Source organism: Delftia sp. HK171 (assembly GCF_001886655.1).
Lineage (GTDB): Bacteria > Pseudomonadota > Gammaproteobacteria > Burkholderiales > Burkholderiaceae_C > Comamonas > Comamonas acidovorans.
Genome location: NZ_CP018101.1, coordinates 4,244,476 through 4,259,975 on the forward strand (window position 1 = coordinate 4,244,476; position 15,500 = coordinate 4,259,975).

Consider the following 15,500-nt stretch of genomic DNA (forward strand, 5'->3'; position numbering starts at 1 on the left):
CTGGCGACTGCCACCGCTGCGGGCCATGGACTGTACTGGGGACTTTTCGCCCAGGCGTACTGCCCGGCCCTGCCATGCCGCCGATACCATGGACCGCGACATGACCCCAGAGACACCCCATGCCCCTGTCCCAGACGCACAAGCTCTTTGACGACAACGCCTACCTGGACCGCTGCGAAGCCACCGTGACGGCCGTCAGCCCCGAAGGCATCGAGCTCGATGCCACGGTCTGCTATGCCCGCAGCGGCGGCCAGGCCGGCGACACCGGCACGCTGACCCTGGCCGATGGCCGCAGCCTGGCCCTGATCGACACCGTCTATGCCGATGACCGGCAGCGCATCCTGCATGTGCTGCAGACCGATGCCCCGCCCCAGGTGGGTGAACGTGTCCAGGTGGTGATCGACTGGGACAGGCGCCACCGGCTGATGCGCCTGCACACCTGCCTGCACCTGCTGGGCGTGCTGGTGCCTGTGCCCGTGACGGGCTGCAGCATCTCGCCCGACTCGGCGCGCCTGGATTTCGACCTGCCCGAGTCCACGCTGGACAAGACCGAGCTGACAGAGCGCCTCAACGCCCTGATCACCGCCAGCCATGCCGTGAACGTGGACCGCATCACGCCCGAGCAACTGGCTGCACAGCCCGACCTGGTGCGCACCGCAGGCGCCGCGCCCCCAGGCGGCACCTCCACGATCCGCATCATCGACATCCCCGGCCTGGACCGCCAGCCCTGCGGCGGCACGCATGTGCGCAGCACGGCCGAGATAGGCACGGTGGCCGTTACCAAGATCGAGAAGAAAAGCCGCACCAACCGGCGCGTGGTGGTGCAGTTCGCCTGACACCCCCCAGACCTGTTGATGCCAGACCTGTTGATGCCAGACCTGTCGATGCCAGGCCTCAGGACATCCAGGACCTGGGCGCCACGGGCCCGCTCGCCTCAGGGGGCCCATCGCCTCCCTGGGCCAGCCCCTCGCCCTGGCTACCGGACTTTCGCACCAGTTGCAGGATCTGGTCGAGCTGGTCATGCTCGACGGCGATCGAGTGCAATCTGAACAGCACATAGGGAATGAGGACGCTGGCGCAGGCCATGGCCGCCAGCGCCGCCTGTTGATGGGAGCCGTCGACGAAGAACGCCGTCAGCAGAAAGATGGCGCCGATGATCGAGCCTATGAAAACAAGCAATCTCATACATTCCCTCTATTTTCCGCAATCGTACCCAAATGTGACTGACGTGAGTAGAGGCATGCGAGCTGTGGGGTTGCCCGTCGCCAAAAGACCACGGGCAGCAAAACCGTTTTCCTGCGGCAGCCCGAATGCATGCCCTGCATGCGCAACGCCATACCGCATGCTCCAAGCGCAAGTCTTCGAACTCTTTTGACTTGATTCAAATCAACCTGCCGCCCCCGATCCTGTCTATGCTTGGGGCAGCCATACAAGGCATCCATGGCGACAGACCGCCTGCCGGTCCATGGCCCTCGGATGCCAGCCACCTCACCCGCTTTTCAAGGAGAAAACAATGGCAAAGCAATGGAAGCCCGTCCTCTTGGCCCTCGCAATGACTGCCGTCGCCGCGCCTGTGCTGGCCGCCGACTGCGCCGTCGAGATCGAAGGCAACGACGCCATGCAATTCAACAAGCCCACCATCAGCGTGCCCGCCAGCTGCAAGCAGTTCACGGTCAAGCTCAAGCATGTGGGCAAGCTGCCCAAGACGGCCATGGGCCACAACTGGGTGCTGAGCAAGACGGCCGACCTGCAGCCCGTGGCCAATGACGGCATCGCCGCTGGTGCGGCCAAGGACTTCGTGAAGGAAAAGGATGCCCGCGTGATCGCCCACACCAAGGTGATCGGCGGCGGCGAGAGCGATTCCGTCACCTTCTCCACCGCTGCCCTGAAGGCCGGCGAGGCCTACAGCTACTTTTGCTCCTTCCCCGGCCACTCCGCGCTGATGAAGGGCACGCTGACGCTGGCCAAGTAAGCCGGCGATCTGCCTTGGCGCGGGGCCTTGTGCCCCGCGTTCTACCCGGCGGCACTTCGGTGCCGCTTTTCATTTGCGGGGCCAGGCAAGCCGCACTTGCCTGGCCTGCCGATCCCCTCCGCTCTGCGTGGCCTCTCAGTGCCTGCTGGTGGTCCTGCCGTGCGGGCGGCCCTGCATTTCCACGCAACCCTTTTGCATCAGGCGCAGCAGCAGCTGGGTCCAGCTGGCGTCGGCCCATTTGGCACTTTCCAGCACCAGGGAGCGCGCGGCCTGCAGGCCGTCGCCGGGCTGCAGCTCCACGCGGAAACTGCCGCGTTCGCGCTGGGCCGTGACGGCCACCACGCTGCCCAGCAGGGCGATGTCATGCGAAGGCCTGGGGCCCTGCGGGCCGTCCAGGTCCACGCGCAGCACGCAGCCGGGGCGCAGTTCGTAGGTCCAGCGGTGGTCGGCATGGCCGGCCGCGCCCATGGCGTTCATTTCGGCAAGCCGCTGCTCCTGGGTCATGTCGTAGGGGCTGATGATGGGCGCCTGCTGCTGCGGGTAGCCCTGCACGCCGTCCAGGCAGGCGGCCATGAAGACCACAGCGCCTGCGCATGCCAGCAGTTTCCATGCGCCGCGCGGGCCCCGGCGTTCAGCGCGAGGCATGGGCCGCACCGCCGTCTTCATCACCCGGTACCTGCAGCGACACGTCCACGCGCATGGCCAGCACCTTGTCGATGGCCTTGCCGTCCATGTCCACCACCTCGAAGCGCCAGCCTTCCCATTGCACGGTGTCGGTGACACACGGCAGCCGGCCCGTGAGCAGCATGACCATGCCGGCCAGCGTGTGGTAGCGGCCGCGCTCTTCCTCGGGCACGGTGGCCAGCTCCAGCCGGTCCTTGAGTTCGGGCACGGGGATGTGGCCGTCCAGCAGCCAGCTGCCGTCCTCGCGCTGCAGCGCCCAGGAGTTGCGCGGATCGCGGGGCTGGAATTCGCCCGTGATGGCTTCCACCAGGTCCTGCAGGGTGACGATGCCCTGGACCTCGCCGTACTCGTCGATCACGAAGGCCATGTGCACGTCGGACAGGCGAAAGCTCTCCAGCAGTTCCATGCCGGTGATGGTCTCGGGCACATAGAGCGCGGTCTGCATGGGCTGGTCGGTCAGGCCCTGCTCCTTGCCCTGCAGCGCGCGCGACAGCCACTGGCGCGCGTTGAGCACGCCGATGATGGAGTCCATGCCGCCGCGCACCACGGGAAAGCGCGCGTGGTCGGACTGTTCGATCACGCGCAGGTTGTCCTCGAACGGCGCATCGGCATCCAGGCAGACCACGTCGCTGCGCGGCACCATCAGCGAGCCGATCTGGCGGTCATCAAGGCGGAACACGTTGCGCACCATGGTGTGCTCGTGCGATTCGATGACGCCGGCCGTCGTGCCTTCGGCCAGCATGGCGTGGATCTCTTCCTCCGTGACGACGCTGCCGCTGTTTTCCTTGACGCCCAGCAGGCGCAGCAGCGCATGGGTGGACACGGACAGCAGCACCACGAAGGGCTTGGTCAGATGGGCCAGCCAGTTGACTGGGCGTGCGATCAGGCGCGCAAAGGTCTCGGGATAGGTCTGGCCTATGCGCTTTGGCACCAGCTCGCCGACGACGATGGAGAAGTAGGTGATCAGCACCACCACCAGCGCCGTGGCCGTGTAGCCGCCATAGGGCGCGGGCACGCCCATGCGCTGCAGCCACTCGGCCAGCGGGGCGGCCAGCGCGGCCTCGCCGACGATGCCGTTGAGCACGCCGATGGAGGTGATGCCGATCTGGATGGTGGACAGAAAGCGCGTGGGGTCGGCCCCCAGCTGCGCGGCGGCGGCGGCGCCGGCATCGCCCTCGTCTATGAGTTTTTGCAGGCGCGCCTTGCGGGCCGTCACCAGCGCGATCTCGGACATGGCGAAGACGCCATTGAGCAGGATCAGCGCAAAAAGTATGGCAATTTCCATGATGCGTGTTGTGGGAACCGGGAGCCGCAGCTGCGGCAGAAAGGGCCCATGCGGCGATGGGTCCGGGAAGAAGGAAAGCCAGGGGCCAGCCCGGCAGCCGGGCATTCAGGACAGGGTCCCGAAGCGGCAGAGGCACCGCAGGCGCAGGGCACTGCAGGTCAGAAAAACGGCAATGGGGGATCAGGCTGCCCGCGGAGGCCGGTCGGGCGGTGCCAGGCTGCGCCAAGGGCCTTCGCGCAGGCTGGCGGTGATGTGGCGCCCGGCCTGCAGACGGGGTGCCGGCATGCCGTCCACGGCGTGCACGACATCAGGGAGGTCCTGTTGATCGTCCATCAGCGCGTGGTCGAAGTCATCGAGCAGGGAGACCGTGTCCACCCGCGGCGCCGCCTCGCGCTCCGGGCCGGCGCAGGCCGCGCGCGGGTGGACACCGGGCGGCTCGCATGGCTCGTCCGGCAGGGCGCGCCATGGCGCAAGCCCCAGCGTGGACAAGGCCACGCTGACGACGAAGTGCAGGGAGAAAACCGCGATGAACCATTTGGACATGGTCCTCGGATTCTATCCATGCCCGTGAACCGCAGACAGGCAGGCCGCCTGTCCACCGCTGTTCGCCGCTTCCTACAAGCGGCGCGCCGGCGCCGTGGAAACATGCGCCACGGCCCACTCTCCGCTCTCTGCCATGAAAGCCATCCATACCCTTTTCACCGTGTTGCACGCCCTCATCGCGCTGCTGTTTTCGCTGGCCGCCGTGGCCCTGCTCTGGATCGCGGGCCTGAAGGGCTGGAACGCCATGGCGCATGGCGTGGATGGCGAATCAGGCCTGCGCATCGTCGAGGCGCTGGGCATCCTGGCCTCCGGCGTGGTTGCGCTGCAGATCGCCCAGACCATCACCGAAGAGGAAGTCATACGCGAGGCCCACATCAGCGGCCCCACGCGCGTGCGCCGCTTTCTCTCGCGCTTTCTGGTGGTGCTGGTCGTCGCGCTGGCCGTGGAGGCCCTGGTCGCCGCCTTCAAGACGCAGGAAGAACCCGCCCACCTGCTCTACCCCGCCGCCCTGGTCAGCGCCGTGGGTGTCCTGCTGCTGGGCTGGGGCGCCTTCATCCACCTCAACCGCTCCGCCGAGGAACTGGAGCCCGAGGCCATGGAAGAAGCCAAGGACGAGGACCACAAGGTCAACAAATCGTGAGGGCCAGGCCCGCGCACGCAAGGGTTGACAGGCCGCATCGCCGGCCTCAGGATGCGCGGATGGTTTTTGCCACGCACCGCCTCACCACCACCACGACCGCCAACGGCGGACCGTGGACGGATACCTGAGCGCCGCAAGGCAGCCACCATCCCCCAAGGCCCCGCCCACGATGGACGGGGCCTTTGCGTTTCTCCGTGCATCCAGGGCATCACCGGAGAGACTTCATGCAGATTCCCCCTTCCGCCGCTTCCTCCCCATCCTCGAAGGCCGCACCGGGCGGCCCACGGCGTGCCCTGCTCGTCATCGACATGCAGCAAGGTCTTTTCAACGGCAGCGATGCGCCGTTCGACAAGGACCGAGTGCTGGCGAACACCCGACAACTGATCGCCCGCGCCCGTGAAGCCGGCGCGCCCATCTTCGCTGCGCGCCACACCGGCCCTGCAGGCTCGCCGATCGCCCCGGGCAGCCCGCTCACGCAGCTGCTGCCGCAGCTGGGCATCGAGGCGCAGCGGGACCGCGTCTTCGACAAGACACGGCCCAGCTGCTTCGAGGGCACCGGCCTGGCCACCTGGCTTGCCGAAGCCGGGATTGCCGAACTGGTCATCGCCGGCATGAAGACCGAGTTCTGCGTGGACACCACCTGCCGTGCCGCAGCCGGCCTGGGCTTTCGCCCGGTGCTGGTGGCGGATGCCCATACCACCACCGATTCGCCGCTGCTGCAGGCCGGGCTCATCATCGGCCACCACAACCGCACGCTGGGCGGCGCCTTTGCGCAACTGGTGCAGACTGCGGACTGCCGGTTCTGAACGGACTTCGCGCATGATGGCCCTGGAAGCGTCGCGGGTCGTGCCGTGGCAGCCTTGCATCAAACCAATATGAATGATTTCCGTTAACTGGTTCATGACGTGCGCAGGCCTGGCATGCTGGCCTGCAGCGCACCACAGGAGCGAGCAATGCCCGAACCTCTTGCACCGTCGGCCGGCCCGGCTTTCACCGATGCGCCGCCCTCCACGCCCCGGCAGGAAAAACTGTCCGACGTCAGCGAGACGCTGCGCATTCCGCTGACCGCCCGCGCCCTGGGCGACCGGCTGTTTCCGGGCATGGCCGTGAGTGACGCCCATGCCTTGGACACCCTGACCCAGCTGGGCGACGACGGCAGCCGCTGGCTGCAGGACAGGCAGAGCATCTACGGCGTGCTGGCGCGCACGCACTGCTTTCGCGCGCTGGCGCAGGACTTTCTCCGGCGCCAGCCGCAGGGCCATGTGGTGAACCTGGGCTGCGGCCTCAGCGACTATTTCCAATGGCTGGACAACGGGCAGATGCATATGACGGATGCGGACCTGGGGCCGGTGGTCGCACTGCGCAGGCAGTTGCTACCCTGGCAATCGGAGCGCCAGGAGATCCGCGAATTCGACCTGGCCGACGCCGACTGGTGGCGGCGGCTGGGACTGCCGGCCGACAGGTCAGGGCCTGCCGTCTTCATGATGGCCGAAGGCGTTTCCATGTACCTGCAAAAAGAGCAGATACAGGCGCTGTGGACCACGTTTGCGCAATGCAGCCCGCCGGGTTCGGAACTGGTGTTCGACGCCATGTGCTGGCTGGCCGCCGGGCGCGCAAGCCAGCACCCCTCGGTCCGGCTCACCCAGGCCCAGTTCCATTGGGGCCTGCGCCGCGAGGCCGATCTGGCGCAAGCCCATCCGCGCCTGCAGCTGGTGGCCGCGCACCAGGTGATGGAAGGCTACGGCCCGCCCTACTCGCTGGTGGGGCCGGCATTCCGCTGGACCTTTGGCGTGCACTTCTATGCCATCTACCAGTTGAAGTCGGTCGAGACGGCGGCTTAGGCCGATTGCGCAGCCGCAGCGAAGGATGCCCGGTCAAGCCGGGCATCCTTGTTTCAGGGAACCAGGATCAGCCTTCGTCGGCCGCGCTGGAGGACAGGGCCAGGGCCAGGCCTTGCACCAGGTCTTGCCCGGGCTGCCATTCGCGCACAAAGCGGTTGCGCGGCGGCCGCAGGGCTTCGCGGCCGGCCGAGACGGGCGTGCCCACATACAGCAGGCCGACGAGCCGGTCATGGGGCTCGAATCCCAGGGCCTCGCGCACGCGCGCATCGTGGCTGTTGGCGCCGCTGGCCCAGAAGCCGCCAAAGCCCAGGATGTGCAGGGCGTTGAGCATGTTCATGGCGGCAGCGCCACCGGCCAGCAGCTGCTCGCTTTCAGGCACCTTGTGCTCGGGTTGCAGGTGCACGCCCAGCGCGATGATCAGCGGGGCCGACAGGGCCTTGGCGCGGAATCGCTCGGCGTCGGCCTGCGGGTCGCGCGCCTTGGCGGCCTGCACGAACACCTCGCCCAGCGCATGGCGCGCATCGCCCTGCACCAGCACGAAGCGCCAGGGGCGCAGCTGGCCGTGGTCGGGGGCGCGCAAGGCCGCGTCGATGACGGTGTCGATCACGCCAGGGCCGGGCGCCGGCTCCTGCAGCGGCCAGCGTGACTGGCGCGACATCAGCAGGTCCAGCGCGGCGCGCTGCTCGGGGGTCAGGGATCTGTCGTTGGTGCTCATTCGTTGTCCTGCAGCGCAGGCTGTCTTGCCTGCTCGGGCTGTGCCGGTGATTCGGGTGGCAGCTGCGAGCACGCGCCGCAATGGCCGTACAGGGCCAGGCGGTGGTCGGCCAGGCGGTAGCCGTGGGCCTGGGCCACCTGGTGCTGCAGCGCCTCGATGTGGTCGTTGCTGAATTCATCCACGCGTCCGCACTGCAGGCAGATCAGGTGGTCATGGTGCGGCCCCTCATTGAGCTCGAACACCGCCTTGCCGCTTTCAAAGGTCTGGCGCAGCAGCAGGCCTGCAGCCTCCAGCTGCGACAGCACGCGGTAGACGGTGGCCAGGCCCACCTCGGCACGCCGCTCGGCCAGCAGGCGGAACACGTCCTCGGCATGCAGGTGGCGCGATGCGCTCTGCCTGAAGATTTCCAGCACCTGCATGCGCGGCAGCGTGGCCTTCAGGCCGACGCTGCGCAGTTCGGGTTCGCCACCCGGGCTCAGGGGCATCTTGCTGCGTGTCATGCGGTGGTGTCTCCGTGTGTCAGTGTCATGGCGGGGTTGTCGCCGCCTTCGGCACCCCGGTGTATGCGGACGATGCGCAGCGCATCGGGCTGCTCCACCAGCACGCAGGTCTTGCCCGTGCGCTGGCAATGGTCCTGTACGCGCCAGTACTCGCCGTGGCTCAGGCAGCCGGTCTGGCAGATCACCAGATCGGCCTCGCGCAGGCTGGCCTCGAAGGCCTCGGCGTCCTGTTCGGGCTCCCGCGCAGGCATGGCGGGCTGGGCCACGGGCGCGGCCGTCTGGCGCTGCCAGCGTGCGCGCTCGCGCAACAGGTCCTGCACGCGCACCAGCAGCGACTCCACGCGCCGTGCCAATGTGACGCGGCGCGAGAGGCCGGGAATGGCCTTCTCCAGCGCCTCGCGCTCCTCGCGCGCCCACAGCAGCTGGGTTTCCTTGGCCATCAAGGCCGCGCGCTGGCGGATCACCAGCCTTTGCAGCCTCTCTATTTCCTGGGCTTGAAGGCACAGCAGCTCGCTGCTGCGCAACTGGGCGTGGCCGTAGCCACGCAGCAGCACCTGGTGCTCATGCGCCAGCTGCTGAATGTCGTCCAAGGTCTGGGTCATGGTTTCCTCGGCAAACCTGAGCATTGCGCGGTGGTCGCGCGAAGGCCTTTGCGCATGGCCCTGTGCGGCACGGGCCTGGCTTGCCGGCAAGGCGGTGTGCTGCGGTGCAAGCCGGATGCGCTGGCAAATCATTGAGAATGATTCTTATTAAATCATGAAATGCCGGCCGTCAAACCGATGACCGTACGCAGTCTGGTGCAAAGGCCGCACCGGCGCAGATGTGCTTGCAGGGCGGCCGTCAGCGCCCTGCCATGCACGGCAACGCAGGCCTGCGCCCGGCCTGCCGTTGCCTGACCGACCTGCTCAAAGACCCTTGAGCATCCGGCCGTTGACCTCGGTGCCGTACAGGGAGAACGGGGTGTCGTGGAACTGCTTGCGCGTGTCGGCCACGTTGCCGGTGAAGCGCGGGTCCTGGGGGCGCTCCATGCTGTTGATGTAGGTGGCCACGTCCCAGGCCTCCTGGTCGTCCAGCGTGGGGTTGCCGTAGGGCATGTTGCCCTTGATGAAGCTGGCAGCCTTGTCCACCTCATGCGTGCCCGCGCCCCAGTTGTAGGACTGCTTGCCCCACAGCGGCGGGAACACGGTCACGCCGCCGGTTTCCTGGCCCTGGCCCTGCGCGCCGTGGCACAGCGCGCACTTGGCCTCGTAAACCTTGGCGCCGCGCTCGAAGCTGGGCTCCTGCGCGGCCTTGCCCACCTTGGTGAAGCCCGCACCCGGCAGCTTCTCGCCCGTGGGCGCCTTCTGGGCCATCCAGTAGGCGTAGGCCTCCAGCGCCACGAGGATGTCGTGGCCGTCGCCGGGGGCCTTGCCGTTCATGCTGTACATGAAGCAGCCGCGCACGCGCTCGGCGAAGGTGTCCACGTGGTTGGTCTTCTTGCGGTAGGCCGGGTACAGCGGGTAGGCACCCCACATGGGTGCGGCGCCCTTGAGCCGGCCTGCGTCCAGGTGGCAGTTCACGCAGTTGAGGGTGTTGCCCGAAAAGCCCACGGCGTTGGCCGGCGTGCGCAGGAAGATGGCCTCGCCACGGCGGATCCACTCGCCCATGGGGGTGTCGGGGATGTCGCGGGCACCGGGGGGTGTGAAGGCGCCGCCGTCGGCAGCCACTTTCACGGCCTGGGAGGTGACCTGGGCATTCGCATTTGCATCGGCCCTGGCTGCGGTGGCAGCCGCAGCGGGGACCGCGCCCACGCGGGCCGGCGCAGGTGGCATGTCTGGCTGGCTGATGTACATGCCATAGGCGAGCGCGCCCGCCAGGCCGGCGAACAGGCAGGCGACGACGACGTACTCGGCGGTATTGGAGTTTTTGGAGGCGCGGGTGGGTTGTGTGTCGGACATGTTCGGCTCCCGGTCCATCAGGGTTTGGCTGGCGCGGAGGCCGTGGCCGTGGCTGCGGTGCTGGTGCTGGTGCTGGAGCTGGTGCTGGCGCCATGCAGGCGGGCGTAGTAGGCCGCCACGGCCTGGATGTCCGCGGGCGTGAGCTTTTGCGCAACCTTGCCCATGAGGCCCAGCGGGCCGGCCTCGCGCTGGCCCTTGTTCCAGGCGGCGACCTGGCTTTGCATGTAGTCGGCCGTCAGGTGGCCGATGGCCGGGAAATCTGCGCCCACGCCCACGCCGCCCGGGCCGTGGCATTGGGCACAGGCGGGAATGCCGTCCGCCCAGCGTCCGCGCTCGACCAGCCAGGCGCCGTCATCGTCCTTGCCCTTGGGCAGGGGGCCGCGCACGGGCTGGATGGGCAGCGGCAGGCTGGCGTAATAGGCCGAGACGTCGGCACGGTCCTGGGCCGACAGGGCCTTGGCCATGGGCGCCATCACGGGGGCCTGGCGGCTGCCGTCGGCCAGGTGCTGGAGCTGGCGCGCCAGATAGCCGGCGTGCTGGCCGGCCAGGGCGGGAAAGCCCGCCATGCCCTCGCCCTTGGCGCCGTGGCAGGTGGCACATGCCGCCGCACCCTGGGGCGTGCCCGACTGGGCGATTTTCTGGCCGGCTGCTGCACTGCCTTGCACCGCAGCTGTGGGCGCTGCTGCGGGCGCTGCTGCCTTGGGCGCGGCGTCTTGCGCCCAGGCGCTGCCTATCAGCATGCAGATGCCGATGGCGATGCACGACCGGGACAGGGTCTGTTTGTTCATGCGGATCATCGTGGGAAGAGGCATTTGCCCTGCCATGCGTCCGCGCCACGCACCCAGGAGCGCACGGCTGCGGCGGACAGGATCGAATAGGGATACCGGCCGCCGCCCCGCAAGGCGCAATGCCCGCAGGGCTGGCCAGCCAGGCCCGCACGATACGGAGCCGAGATTAAGCCGGCGTTAATGGGCCGGCGTTAATGGGCCGGCGCTAATGGGCCGGCGCTAATGGGCCGGCGGCCGGGATCTGCGGGCACGGGCCGTCCGCCAGCGGCAGGTACAGGCGCGCGACCAGGCCGCTGGCCTGGCCTTCCTCGGGCCGCCACAGGCTGCGCGGCTGCAGCAGCAGGCAGCCGCCTGCGCATTCGGCGATGCGCTGCACGATGGGCAGTCCCAGGCCGCTGCCATGCTCCTGGGGACGCTTGCGCCAGAAGCGGCGCGTGGCCTCTTCGCATTCCTCGGCGCTGAGCCCCGGGCCGTGGTCGGCCACGGTGAACTCCACATAGCCTGTGCCCGGCTGCTGTGTCTTGCCCGGCATGGCGCCAACGGGGCGCACGGCCAGTTCCACGGGATGCTGCGGCGCATGGCGCAGGGCGTTTTCCAGCAGATTGCGCAGGGCCGAGACCAGCAGGGGCTCGGAGATGGCCAGAGGCCAGTCCTGCACGGGCTGGCCGTTGTCCAACCATGTGCGCAGCGCGGGCGCTGGGGTCTGGGCGCTCACGGCATTCACAGCCAGTTGCCAGGCCTTGTCCAGCGCCTGCAGCGCATCGGCAGGCGCATCGCCGCAGGCCAGCACGGAGGCAGCGCCAGGTTCATGCTGCTCCAGCCGCGCCAGCAGCAGCAATTGCTCCAGCGTGTGCTGCAGGTGCTCCACGCCCTCGCCCGCCTGGGCCAGCGAATCGCGGGCCATGGAGCCGGGCGGCGCGGCCAGAAGGCCGGCAGGCATGCCGGGCGCCGCCAGCGCCATCTGCGCCACCTGCACATGGGTCTTGATGGCGGTGAGCGGCGTGCGCAGCTCATGGGCAGCGTCGTCGCTCCAGCGGCGCTCGCGGTCGATGGCGGCGCGCACGCGATGCAGCAGCTGGTTGAGCGTGCCCACCAGCGGCGCCAGCTCGCGCGTCTGCAGGCCCTGGGCCACGGGCGAATCGTCGCCGGGCGGGCGGCGCGCCAGTTCGCGCCGTAGGGCCTCCAGCGGCCTGAGGCCCTGGGTCACGGCCCACCACATCAGCCCCATGCTGGCCAGCAGCGCCAGCACGAAGGGCAGGACGATGGTGTAGGCAAAGCCGTGGATCAGGCCCTCGCGCACATCGATGCGGTCGGCCGTGGCGATGCGCACGCCGTGGTCCTCCAGCACATAGGTGCGCCAGGGTTTGCCGCCCTTGATGATGGTCGAAAAGCCCAGCGGCATGCTCTGCGGGAACACGGGACTGCCCTCGGTCTTGGCCAGCACCTGCGGCAGGGCCGATTCGGGCCGCACGGGCTGGACCTCGCCGCGCACCAGGCTGACCTCGCAGGCCACGCCGTCGCGCGCGATCACGTTGAGCATGGGGCTCCAGTCCTGCGGCAGCTCCCGGGCAGGCCGGAACTGGTGGACGATGCCTGCCACCATGCGCGCCGAGGCGATCAGCCGGTCATCCAGCACGGTGCGCAGTTCGTTGCGCATGTCCGAGAACATCCAGGCCGCCACCCCGCCCCACAGCGTGCACAGCGCCAGGCACAGACATGCCAGCAGGCGCACGCGCAGGCTGCGCATCATGGGTGCAGGCCCAGGCGATAGCCCTCGCCGCGTACCGTCTCCACCAGTTCATGGCCCAGCTTGCGGCGCAGATGGTGCACATGCACGTTGACGGCATTGCTCTCCACGTCCTGGCTGTAGCCGTAGAGGCTGTCGCGCAGTTGCTCGGTGCTCAGAATGCGGCCCGGCGACTGCAGCAGCGCGCGCAGCAGCGACCACTCGCGGCGCGACAGCTCCACCGTGCGGCCCTGGCGCTGGATGTGGCCTGCAGCGGGGTTGATGCGCACCTCGCCCAGCTCGATCCAGTCCACGCTGCGGCCGGCCGCGCGGCGCAGCAGCGCATGCAGGCGCGCCGCCAGTTCGTGCAGGTCAAAGGGCTTGACCAAGTAGTCGTCGGCGCCGGTCTGCAGGCCTTCGATGCGCTGTGACACGGCATCGCGCGCCGTCAATACCAGCACGGGCACCTGCAGGCCCTGGCCGCGCCAGCGCGCCAGCAGCGAGAGGCCATCCTCGTCGGGCAGGCCCAGGTCCAGCACGCAGGCATCGAAATGCGAGGAACGGATGGCCGCATCCGCCTGCCCGGCCGAGGCCACGGTATCCACGCCGAAGCCCTGCAGCTGCAGGCCGGCTCGCACGCCGCTGGCCACCAGCGCGTTGTCTTCCACCAAGAGAACATGCATGTTGTTGTCCGCAGGGCCTGGCGCCAGGCCCCGCCGTCTGTATTCAAGTCGGGAACGAAAAGCGACTGAGCATCGCAGATTTGCCGCGCTGGCGCGGCGGCGTGCCGAATTTCGCAGGCGGGTGCACAAGAATGCGGCCAGGCGGCCCGCTCAGGGCCGGGCCAGCAGCCCGCCCAGCAGCAGGTCCAGAGCCGCCGCGCCGCGCTCCAGCCGCAGGTCAGCGTCCTCGCCCTCGGCAATCCAGAAAGCCGCTTCGGCCAGGCTGCCGTAGATCAGCGATGCCAGCGCCTGCGGATCGGCCCGGGCCACGATGCCCTGGGCCATGAGGTCCGCGATCAGTGCCTGCATGGACGCAATGCAGTGGCGCTGCGATTGCGGCAGCGCACCGCCCAAAGCCGCGCGCGCATCGCGCAGCACGATGCGCTGGATTTCAGGCTCCAGCGCCATTTCCAGGTAGGCCCGGCAGCGGCTGCGAAAGCCCTGCCAGGAATCCTGGGCATGGGCGGTGATGGCCTTCAGGCGTTCATCCACCTCGGCATCGATCTGCTCGACCACGGCCGCCAGCAGGCCCTGCTTGTCGCCGAAATGGTGGTACAGCGCGCCCCGCGTCAGGCCCACCTGCGCGGTGAGATCGTCCATGGAGGCATCGGCGTAGCCCTGCTCTCCAAAGGCCTTGCGGGCCGTGGCCAGCAGCGTGGCGCGGGTTTCTTCCATCTCGGCGCGGGTGCGGCGAACCATGGCCAATCTCCTTGCATACGGCGTGCATGATTATTTACATACGCCGCGTATGTATATAGGATTCTATTCATACGCAGCGTATGTATTTTCTCTGTCCCGCGACGGCGGTGCAACACCCCCCACCTGTTTGAAGGGATCTGAACCATGAATTCGTCTTCCTCCACGCGGCCCGAACCCGCCGCGCGCCGCCCGTGGCTGGCCGTGTCCGCCGTGGGCCTGGCCACCTTTTCCGTGGTGACCACGGAAATGCTGCCGGTCGGCCTGCTCACATCCATTGCTGGCAGCCTGGGCACCTCCATGGGCAGGGCCGGCCTGATGATCTCGCTGCCGGCGCTGCTGGCCGCGCTGTTCGCGCCGCTGGTGGTGATGGCGGCGGGCGGCATGGACCGGCGCCGCATCCTGTGCGGACTGCTGGCCCTGCTCGTGCTGGCCAACCTGGCCTCGGCGCTGGCGCCGTCGCTGATCTGGCTGCTGGCCGCGCGCGTCCTGGTGGGCTTTTGCATGGGCGGCATCTGGGCAATCGCGGGCGGGCTGGCGGCACGGCTGGTACCCCAGGCGTCGATGGGCCTGGCAACTTCCATCATCTTTGGCGGCGTGGCGGCGGCCTCGGTGCTAGGCGTGCCGCTGGGCGCGCTGATCGGCGATTTCGCGGGATGGCGCTGGGCCTTTGGTGGCATGGCAGGCTTCAGCGCACTGGTGCTGGCGCTGCACGTGGCCGTTCTCCCCGCCCTGCCTGCCACAGACTCGGCCAACCTGCGCCAGTTCAGCCGTCAGCTGGCCAACCGCAGGCTGCAGGCCGGGCTGGCACTGACGCTGCTGCTGGTGGCCGGGCATTTCATGTCCTTCACCTTCGTGCGCCCGCTGCTGCTGACGGTGTCGGGGTTCGATGCGCAATGGATGAGCGCGCTGCTGCTGGCTTACGGCATCGCGGGCATTGCGGGCAACTTCCTGGCGGGCATCATCGCGGCGCGCCGCACGGCGCCGAGTCTGGCAGCGATCGCCCTGGGCCTTCTGCTGGCGCCTGTGCTGTTCCTGTCCGTGGGCGACTCGCCAACCGGTGGTGGCGCCGTGCTGCTGGTCTGGGGCCTGGCCTACGGCGGCGTATCGGTGGGACTGATGACCTGGATGATGCAGGCTGCGCCACGCGCCGTGGAAATTGCCACGGCGCTGTACGTTGGCGTCTTCAACATCGGTATTGCGCTGGGCTCATGGGCGGGCGGCCAACTGGTCGATGGCTGGGGGCTGCACGCCACGCTCTGGCTGTCTGGCGGCTTGGCCGCTGCGGCCTTGCTGCTGTCTACGGCCATGGGATTGGTTGGGACTGGAAGCAAAGCGGATTGCGGCCATCAACAGGCAAAGAATCAACAAGTCTGAATTCCGCAGAAACTTCAGGACAAGTCCTATGCCACCTCGGAAATATCCTGAGATATTTCGGAATTCTCCTTGTC

18 protein-coding genes are annotated in these 15,500 nt (G+C 68.3%); 6 read left to right on the top strand and 12 right to left on the bottom strand.

Annotation, left to right across the window (positions count from 1 at the left end; genetic code table 11):
* Nucleotides 1–119 precede the first annotated feature (119 nt).
* The gene (locus BO996_RS19115) at nucleotides 120–836 is read left to right on the top strand and encodes an alanyl-tRNA editing protein (RefSeq protein ID WP_071956118.1); all 717 of its coding nucleotides are present in this window, start codon (nucleotides 120–122) and stop codon (nucleotides 834–836) included.
* Nucleotides 837–894: 58 nt separating this feature from the next.
* Here the strand turns inward: BO996_RS19115 and BO996_RS19120 are convergent, their stop codons facing one another.
* Nucleotides 895–1,185 carry a hypothetical protein gene (locus tag BO996_RS19120; RefSeq protein ID WP_071956119.1) on the bottom strand — a complete coding sequence of 97 codons (291 nt, stop codon included), beginning with the start codon at nucleotides 1,183–1,185 and terminating at the stop codon, nucleotides 895–897.
* A 328-nt stretch (nucleotides 1,186–1,513) separates the two neighbouring features.
* On the opposite strand from BO996_RS19120, the gene azu reads away from it, so the two are divergent.
* Nucleotides 1,514–1,972 (top strand): azurin, encoded by a 459-nt coding sequence (azu, locus tag BO996_RS19125; RefSeq protein ID WP_012206029.1) that lies wholly within the window; start codon nucleotides 1,514–1,516, stop codon nucleotides 1,970–1,972.
* Nucleotides 1,973–2,107: 135 nt separating this feature from the next.
* Here azu and BO996_RS19130 read toward each other — a convergent pair whose 3' ends face one another.
* The 3 genes from BO996_RS19130 to BO996_RS19140 form a co-directional block, all read right to left on the bottom strand.
* Entirely contained in the window at nucleotides 2,108–2,617 is a 510-nt protein-coding gene (locus BO996_RS19130; RefSeq protein WP_063325935.1) for a hypothetical protein, read from the bottom strand.
* Nucleotides 2,604–3,941: a hemolysin family protein gene (locus BO996_RS19135; RefSeq protein WP_071956120.1), complete on the bottom strand. Its 1,338-nt coding sequence runs from the start codon at nucleotides 3,939–3,941 to the stop codon at nucleotides 2,604–2,606. Before BO996_RS19135 ends, BO996_RS19130 begins: the two co-directional genes overlap by 14 nt.
* A gap of 180 nt (nucleotides 3,942–4,121) precedes the next feature.
* A complete protein-coding gene (locus BO996_RS19140; RefSeq protein WP_071956121.1) occupies nucleotides 4,122–4,484 on the bottom strand; it encodes a hypothetical protein in 363 nt (120 codons plus the stop codon).
* 133 nt (nucleotides 4,485–4,617) lie between these two features.
* On the opposite strand from BO996_RS19140, the gene BO996_RS19145 reads away from it, so the two are divergent.
* The 3 genes from BO996_RS19145 (at nucleotide 4,618) to BO996_RS19155 (ending at nucleotide 6,965) form a co-directional block, all read left to right on the top strand.
* Nucleotides 4,618–5,124, top strand: coding sequence for a hypothetical protein (locus BO996_RS19145; RefSeq protein ID WP_071956122.1), 507 nt, complete (start codon nucleotides 4,618–4,620; stop codon nucleotides 5,122–5,124).
* Nucleotides 5,125–5,348: 224 nt separating this feature from the next.
* Nucleotides 5,349–5,930, top strand: a complete 582-nt coding sequence (locus tag BO996_RS19150) for a cysteine hydrolase family protein (protein ID WP_071956123.1) — start codon at nucleotides 5,349–5,351, stop codon at nucleotides 5,928–5,930.
* A 147-nt stretch (nucleotides 5,931–6,077) separates the two neighbouring features.
* Nucleotides 6,078–6,965: a class I SAM-dependent methyltransferase gene (locus tag BO996_RS19155; protein ID WP_071956124.1), complete on the top strand. Its 888-nt coding sequence runs from the start codon at nucleotides 6,078–6,080 to the stop codon at nucleotides 6,963–6,965.
* Nucleotides 6,966–7,032: 67 nt separating this feature from the next.
* On the opposite strand, the gene BO996_RS19160 is transcribed toward BO996_RS19155, so the two are convergent.
* From BO996_RS19160 to BO996_RS19195, 8 genes are all read right to left on the bottom strand, one after another.
* Nucleotides 7,033–7,680, bottom strand: a complete 648-nt coding sequence (locus BO996_RS19160; RefSeq protein ID WP_065347680.1) for a nitroreductase family protein — start codon at nucleotides 7,678–7,680, stop codon at nucleotides 7,033–7,035.
* Entirely contained in the window at nucleotides 7,677–8,180 is a 504-nt protein-coding gene (gene fur / locus BO996_RS19165) for a ferric iron uptake transcriptional regulator (protein WP_043821391.1), read from the bottom strand. Before fur ends, BO996_RS19160 begins: the two co-directional genes overlap by 4 nt.
* Nucleotides 8,177–8,782 carry a DUF2325 domain-containing protein gene (locus BO996_RS19170; RefSeq protein WP_063325936.1) on the bottom strand — a complete coding sequence of 202 codons (606 nt, stop codon included), beginning with the start codon at nucleotides 8,780–8,782 and terminating at the stop codon, nucleotides 8,177–8,179. Before BO996_RS19170 ends, fur begins: the two co-directional genes overlap by 4 nt.
* A gap of 303 nt (nucleotides 8,783–9,085) precedes the next feature.
* The gene (locus tag BO996_RS19175) at nucleotides 9,086–10,117 is read right to left on the bottom strand and encodes a c-type cytochrome (RefSeq protein WP_071957162.1); all 1,032 of its coding nucleotides are present in this window, start codon (nucleotides 10,115–10,117) and stop codon (nucleotides 9,086–9,088) included.
* A 17-nt stretch (nucleotides 10,118–10,134) separates the two neighbouring features.
* Nucleotides 10,135–10,914, bottom strand: coding sequence for a c-type cytochrome (locus tag BO996_RS19180; RefSeq protein ID WP_071956125.1), 780 nt, complete (start codon nucleotides 10,912–10,914; stop codon nucleotides 10,135–10,137).
* Between the two features lie 196 nt (nucleotides 10,915–11,110).
* On the bottom strand, nucleotides 11,111–12,655 hold the full coding sequence (locus BO996_RS19185; protein ID WP_071956126.1) for an ATP-binding protein: 1,545 nt from the start codon (nucleotides 12,653–12,655) through the stop codon (nucleotides 11,111–11,113).
* Nucleotides 12,652–13,314: a response regulator gene (locus BO996_RS19190; protein WP_012206042.1), complete on the bottom strand. Its 663-nt coding sequence runs from the start codon at nucleotides 13,312–13,314 to the stop codon at nucleotides 12,652–12,654. Before BO996_RS19190 ends, BO996_RS19185 begins: the two co-directional genes overlap by 4 nt.
* A gap of 150 nt (nucleotides 13,315–13,464) precedes the next feature.
* The gene (locus tag BO996_RS19195; protein WP_071956127.1) at nucleotides 13,465–14,052 is read right to left on the bottom strand and encodes a TetR/AcrR family transcriptional regulator; all 588 of its coding nucleotides are present in this window, start codon (nucleotides 14,050–14,052) and stop codon (nucleotides 13,465–13,467) included.
* Nucleotides 14,053–14,196: 144 nt separating this feature from the next.
* On the opposite strand from BO996_RS19195, the gene BO996_RS19200 reads away from it, so the two are divergent.
* Nucleotides 14,197–15,426, top strand: coding sequence for an MFS transporter (locus tag BO996_RS19200; protein ID WP_071956128.1), 1,230 nt, complete (start codon nucleotides 14,197–14,199; stop codon nucleotides 15,424–15,426).
* The last annotated feature ends 74 nt before the right edge of the window (nucleotides 15,427–15,500 follow it).

Coding starts and splice junctions, on each gene's coding strand:
- BO996_RS19120 (WP_071956119.1), bottom strand. CDS start 1,185: ATGAGATTGCTTGTTTTCATAGGCTCGATCATCGGCGCCATCTTTCTG.
- BO996_RS19195 (WP_071956127.1), bottom strand. CDS start 14,052: ATGGTTCGCCGCACCCGCGCCGAGATGGAAGAAACCCGCGCCACGCTG.
- BO996_RS19115 (WP_071956118.1), top strand. CDS start 120: ATGCCCCTGTCCCAGACGCACAAGCTCTTTGACGACAACGCCTACCTG.
- azu (WP_012206029.1), top strand. CDS start 1,514: ATGGCAAAGCAATGGAAGCCCGTCCTCTTGGCCCTCGCAATGACTGCC.
- BO996_RS19155 (WP_071956124.1), top strand. CDS start 6,078: ATGCCCGAACCTCTTGCACCGTCGGCCGGCCCGGCTTTCACCGATGCG.
- BO996_RS19180 (WP_071956125.1), bottom strand. CDS start 10,914: ATGATCCGCATGAACAAACAGACCCTGTCCCGGTCGTGCATCGCCATC.
- BO996_RS19150 (WP_071956123.1), top strand. CDS start 5,349: ATGCAGATTCCCCCTTCCGCCGCTTCCTCCCCATCCTCGAAGGCCGCA.
- BO996_RS19160 (WP_065347680.1), bottom strand. CDS start 7,680: ATGAGCACCAACGACAGATCCCTGACCCCCGAGCAGCGCGCCGCGCTG.
- BO996_RS19140 (WP_071956121.1), bottom strand. CDS start 4,484: ATGTCCAAATGGTTCATCGCGGTTTTCTCCCTGCACTTCGTCGTCAGC.
- BO996_RS19200 (WP_071956128.1), top strand. CDS start 14,197: ATGAATTCGTCTTCCTCCACGCGGCCCGAACCCGCCGCGCGCCGCCCG.
- BO996_RS19185 (WP_071956126.1), bottom strand. CDS start 12,655: ATGATGCGCAGCCTGCGCGTGCGCCTGCTGGCATGTCTGTGCCTGGCG.
- fur (WP_043821391.1), bottom strand. CDS start 8,180: ATGACACGCAGCAAGATGCCCCTGAGCCCGGGTGGCGAACCCGAACTG.
- BO996_RS19175 (WP_071957162.1), bottom strand. CDS start 10,117: ATGTCCGACACACAACCCACCCGCGCCTCCAAAAACTCCAATACCGCC.
- BO996_RS19145 (WP_071956122.1), top strand. CDS start 4,618: ATGAAAGCCATCCATACCCTTTTCACCGTGTTGCACGCCCTCATCGCG.
- BO996_RS19135 (WP_071956120.1), bottom strand. CDS start 3,941: ATGGAAATTGCCATACTTTTTGCGCTGATCCTGCTCAATGGCGTCTTC.
- BO996_RS19190 (WP_012206042.1), bottom strand. CDS start 13,314: ATGCATGTTCTCTTGGTGGAAGACAACGCGCTGGTGGCCAGCGGCGTG.
- BO996_RS19170 (WP_063325936.1), bottom strand. CDS start 8,782: ATGACCCAGACCTTGGACGACATTCAGCAGCTGGCGCATGAGCACCAG.
- BO996_RS19130 (WP_063325935.1), bottom strand. CDS start 2,617: ATGCCTCGCGCTGAACGCCGGGGCCCGCGCGGCGCATGGAAACTGCTG.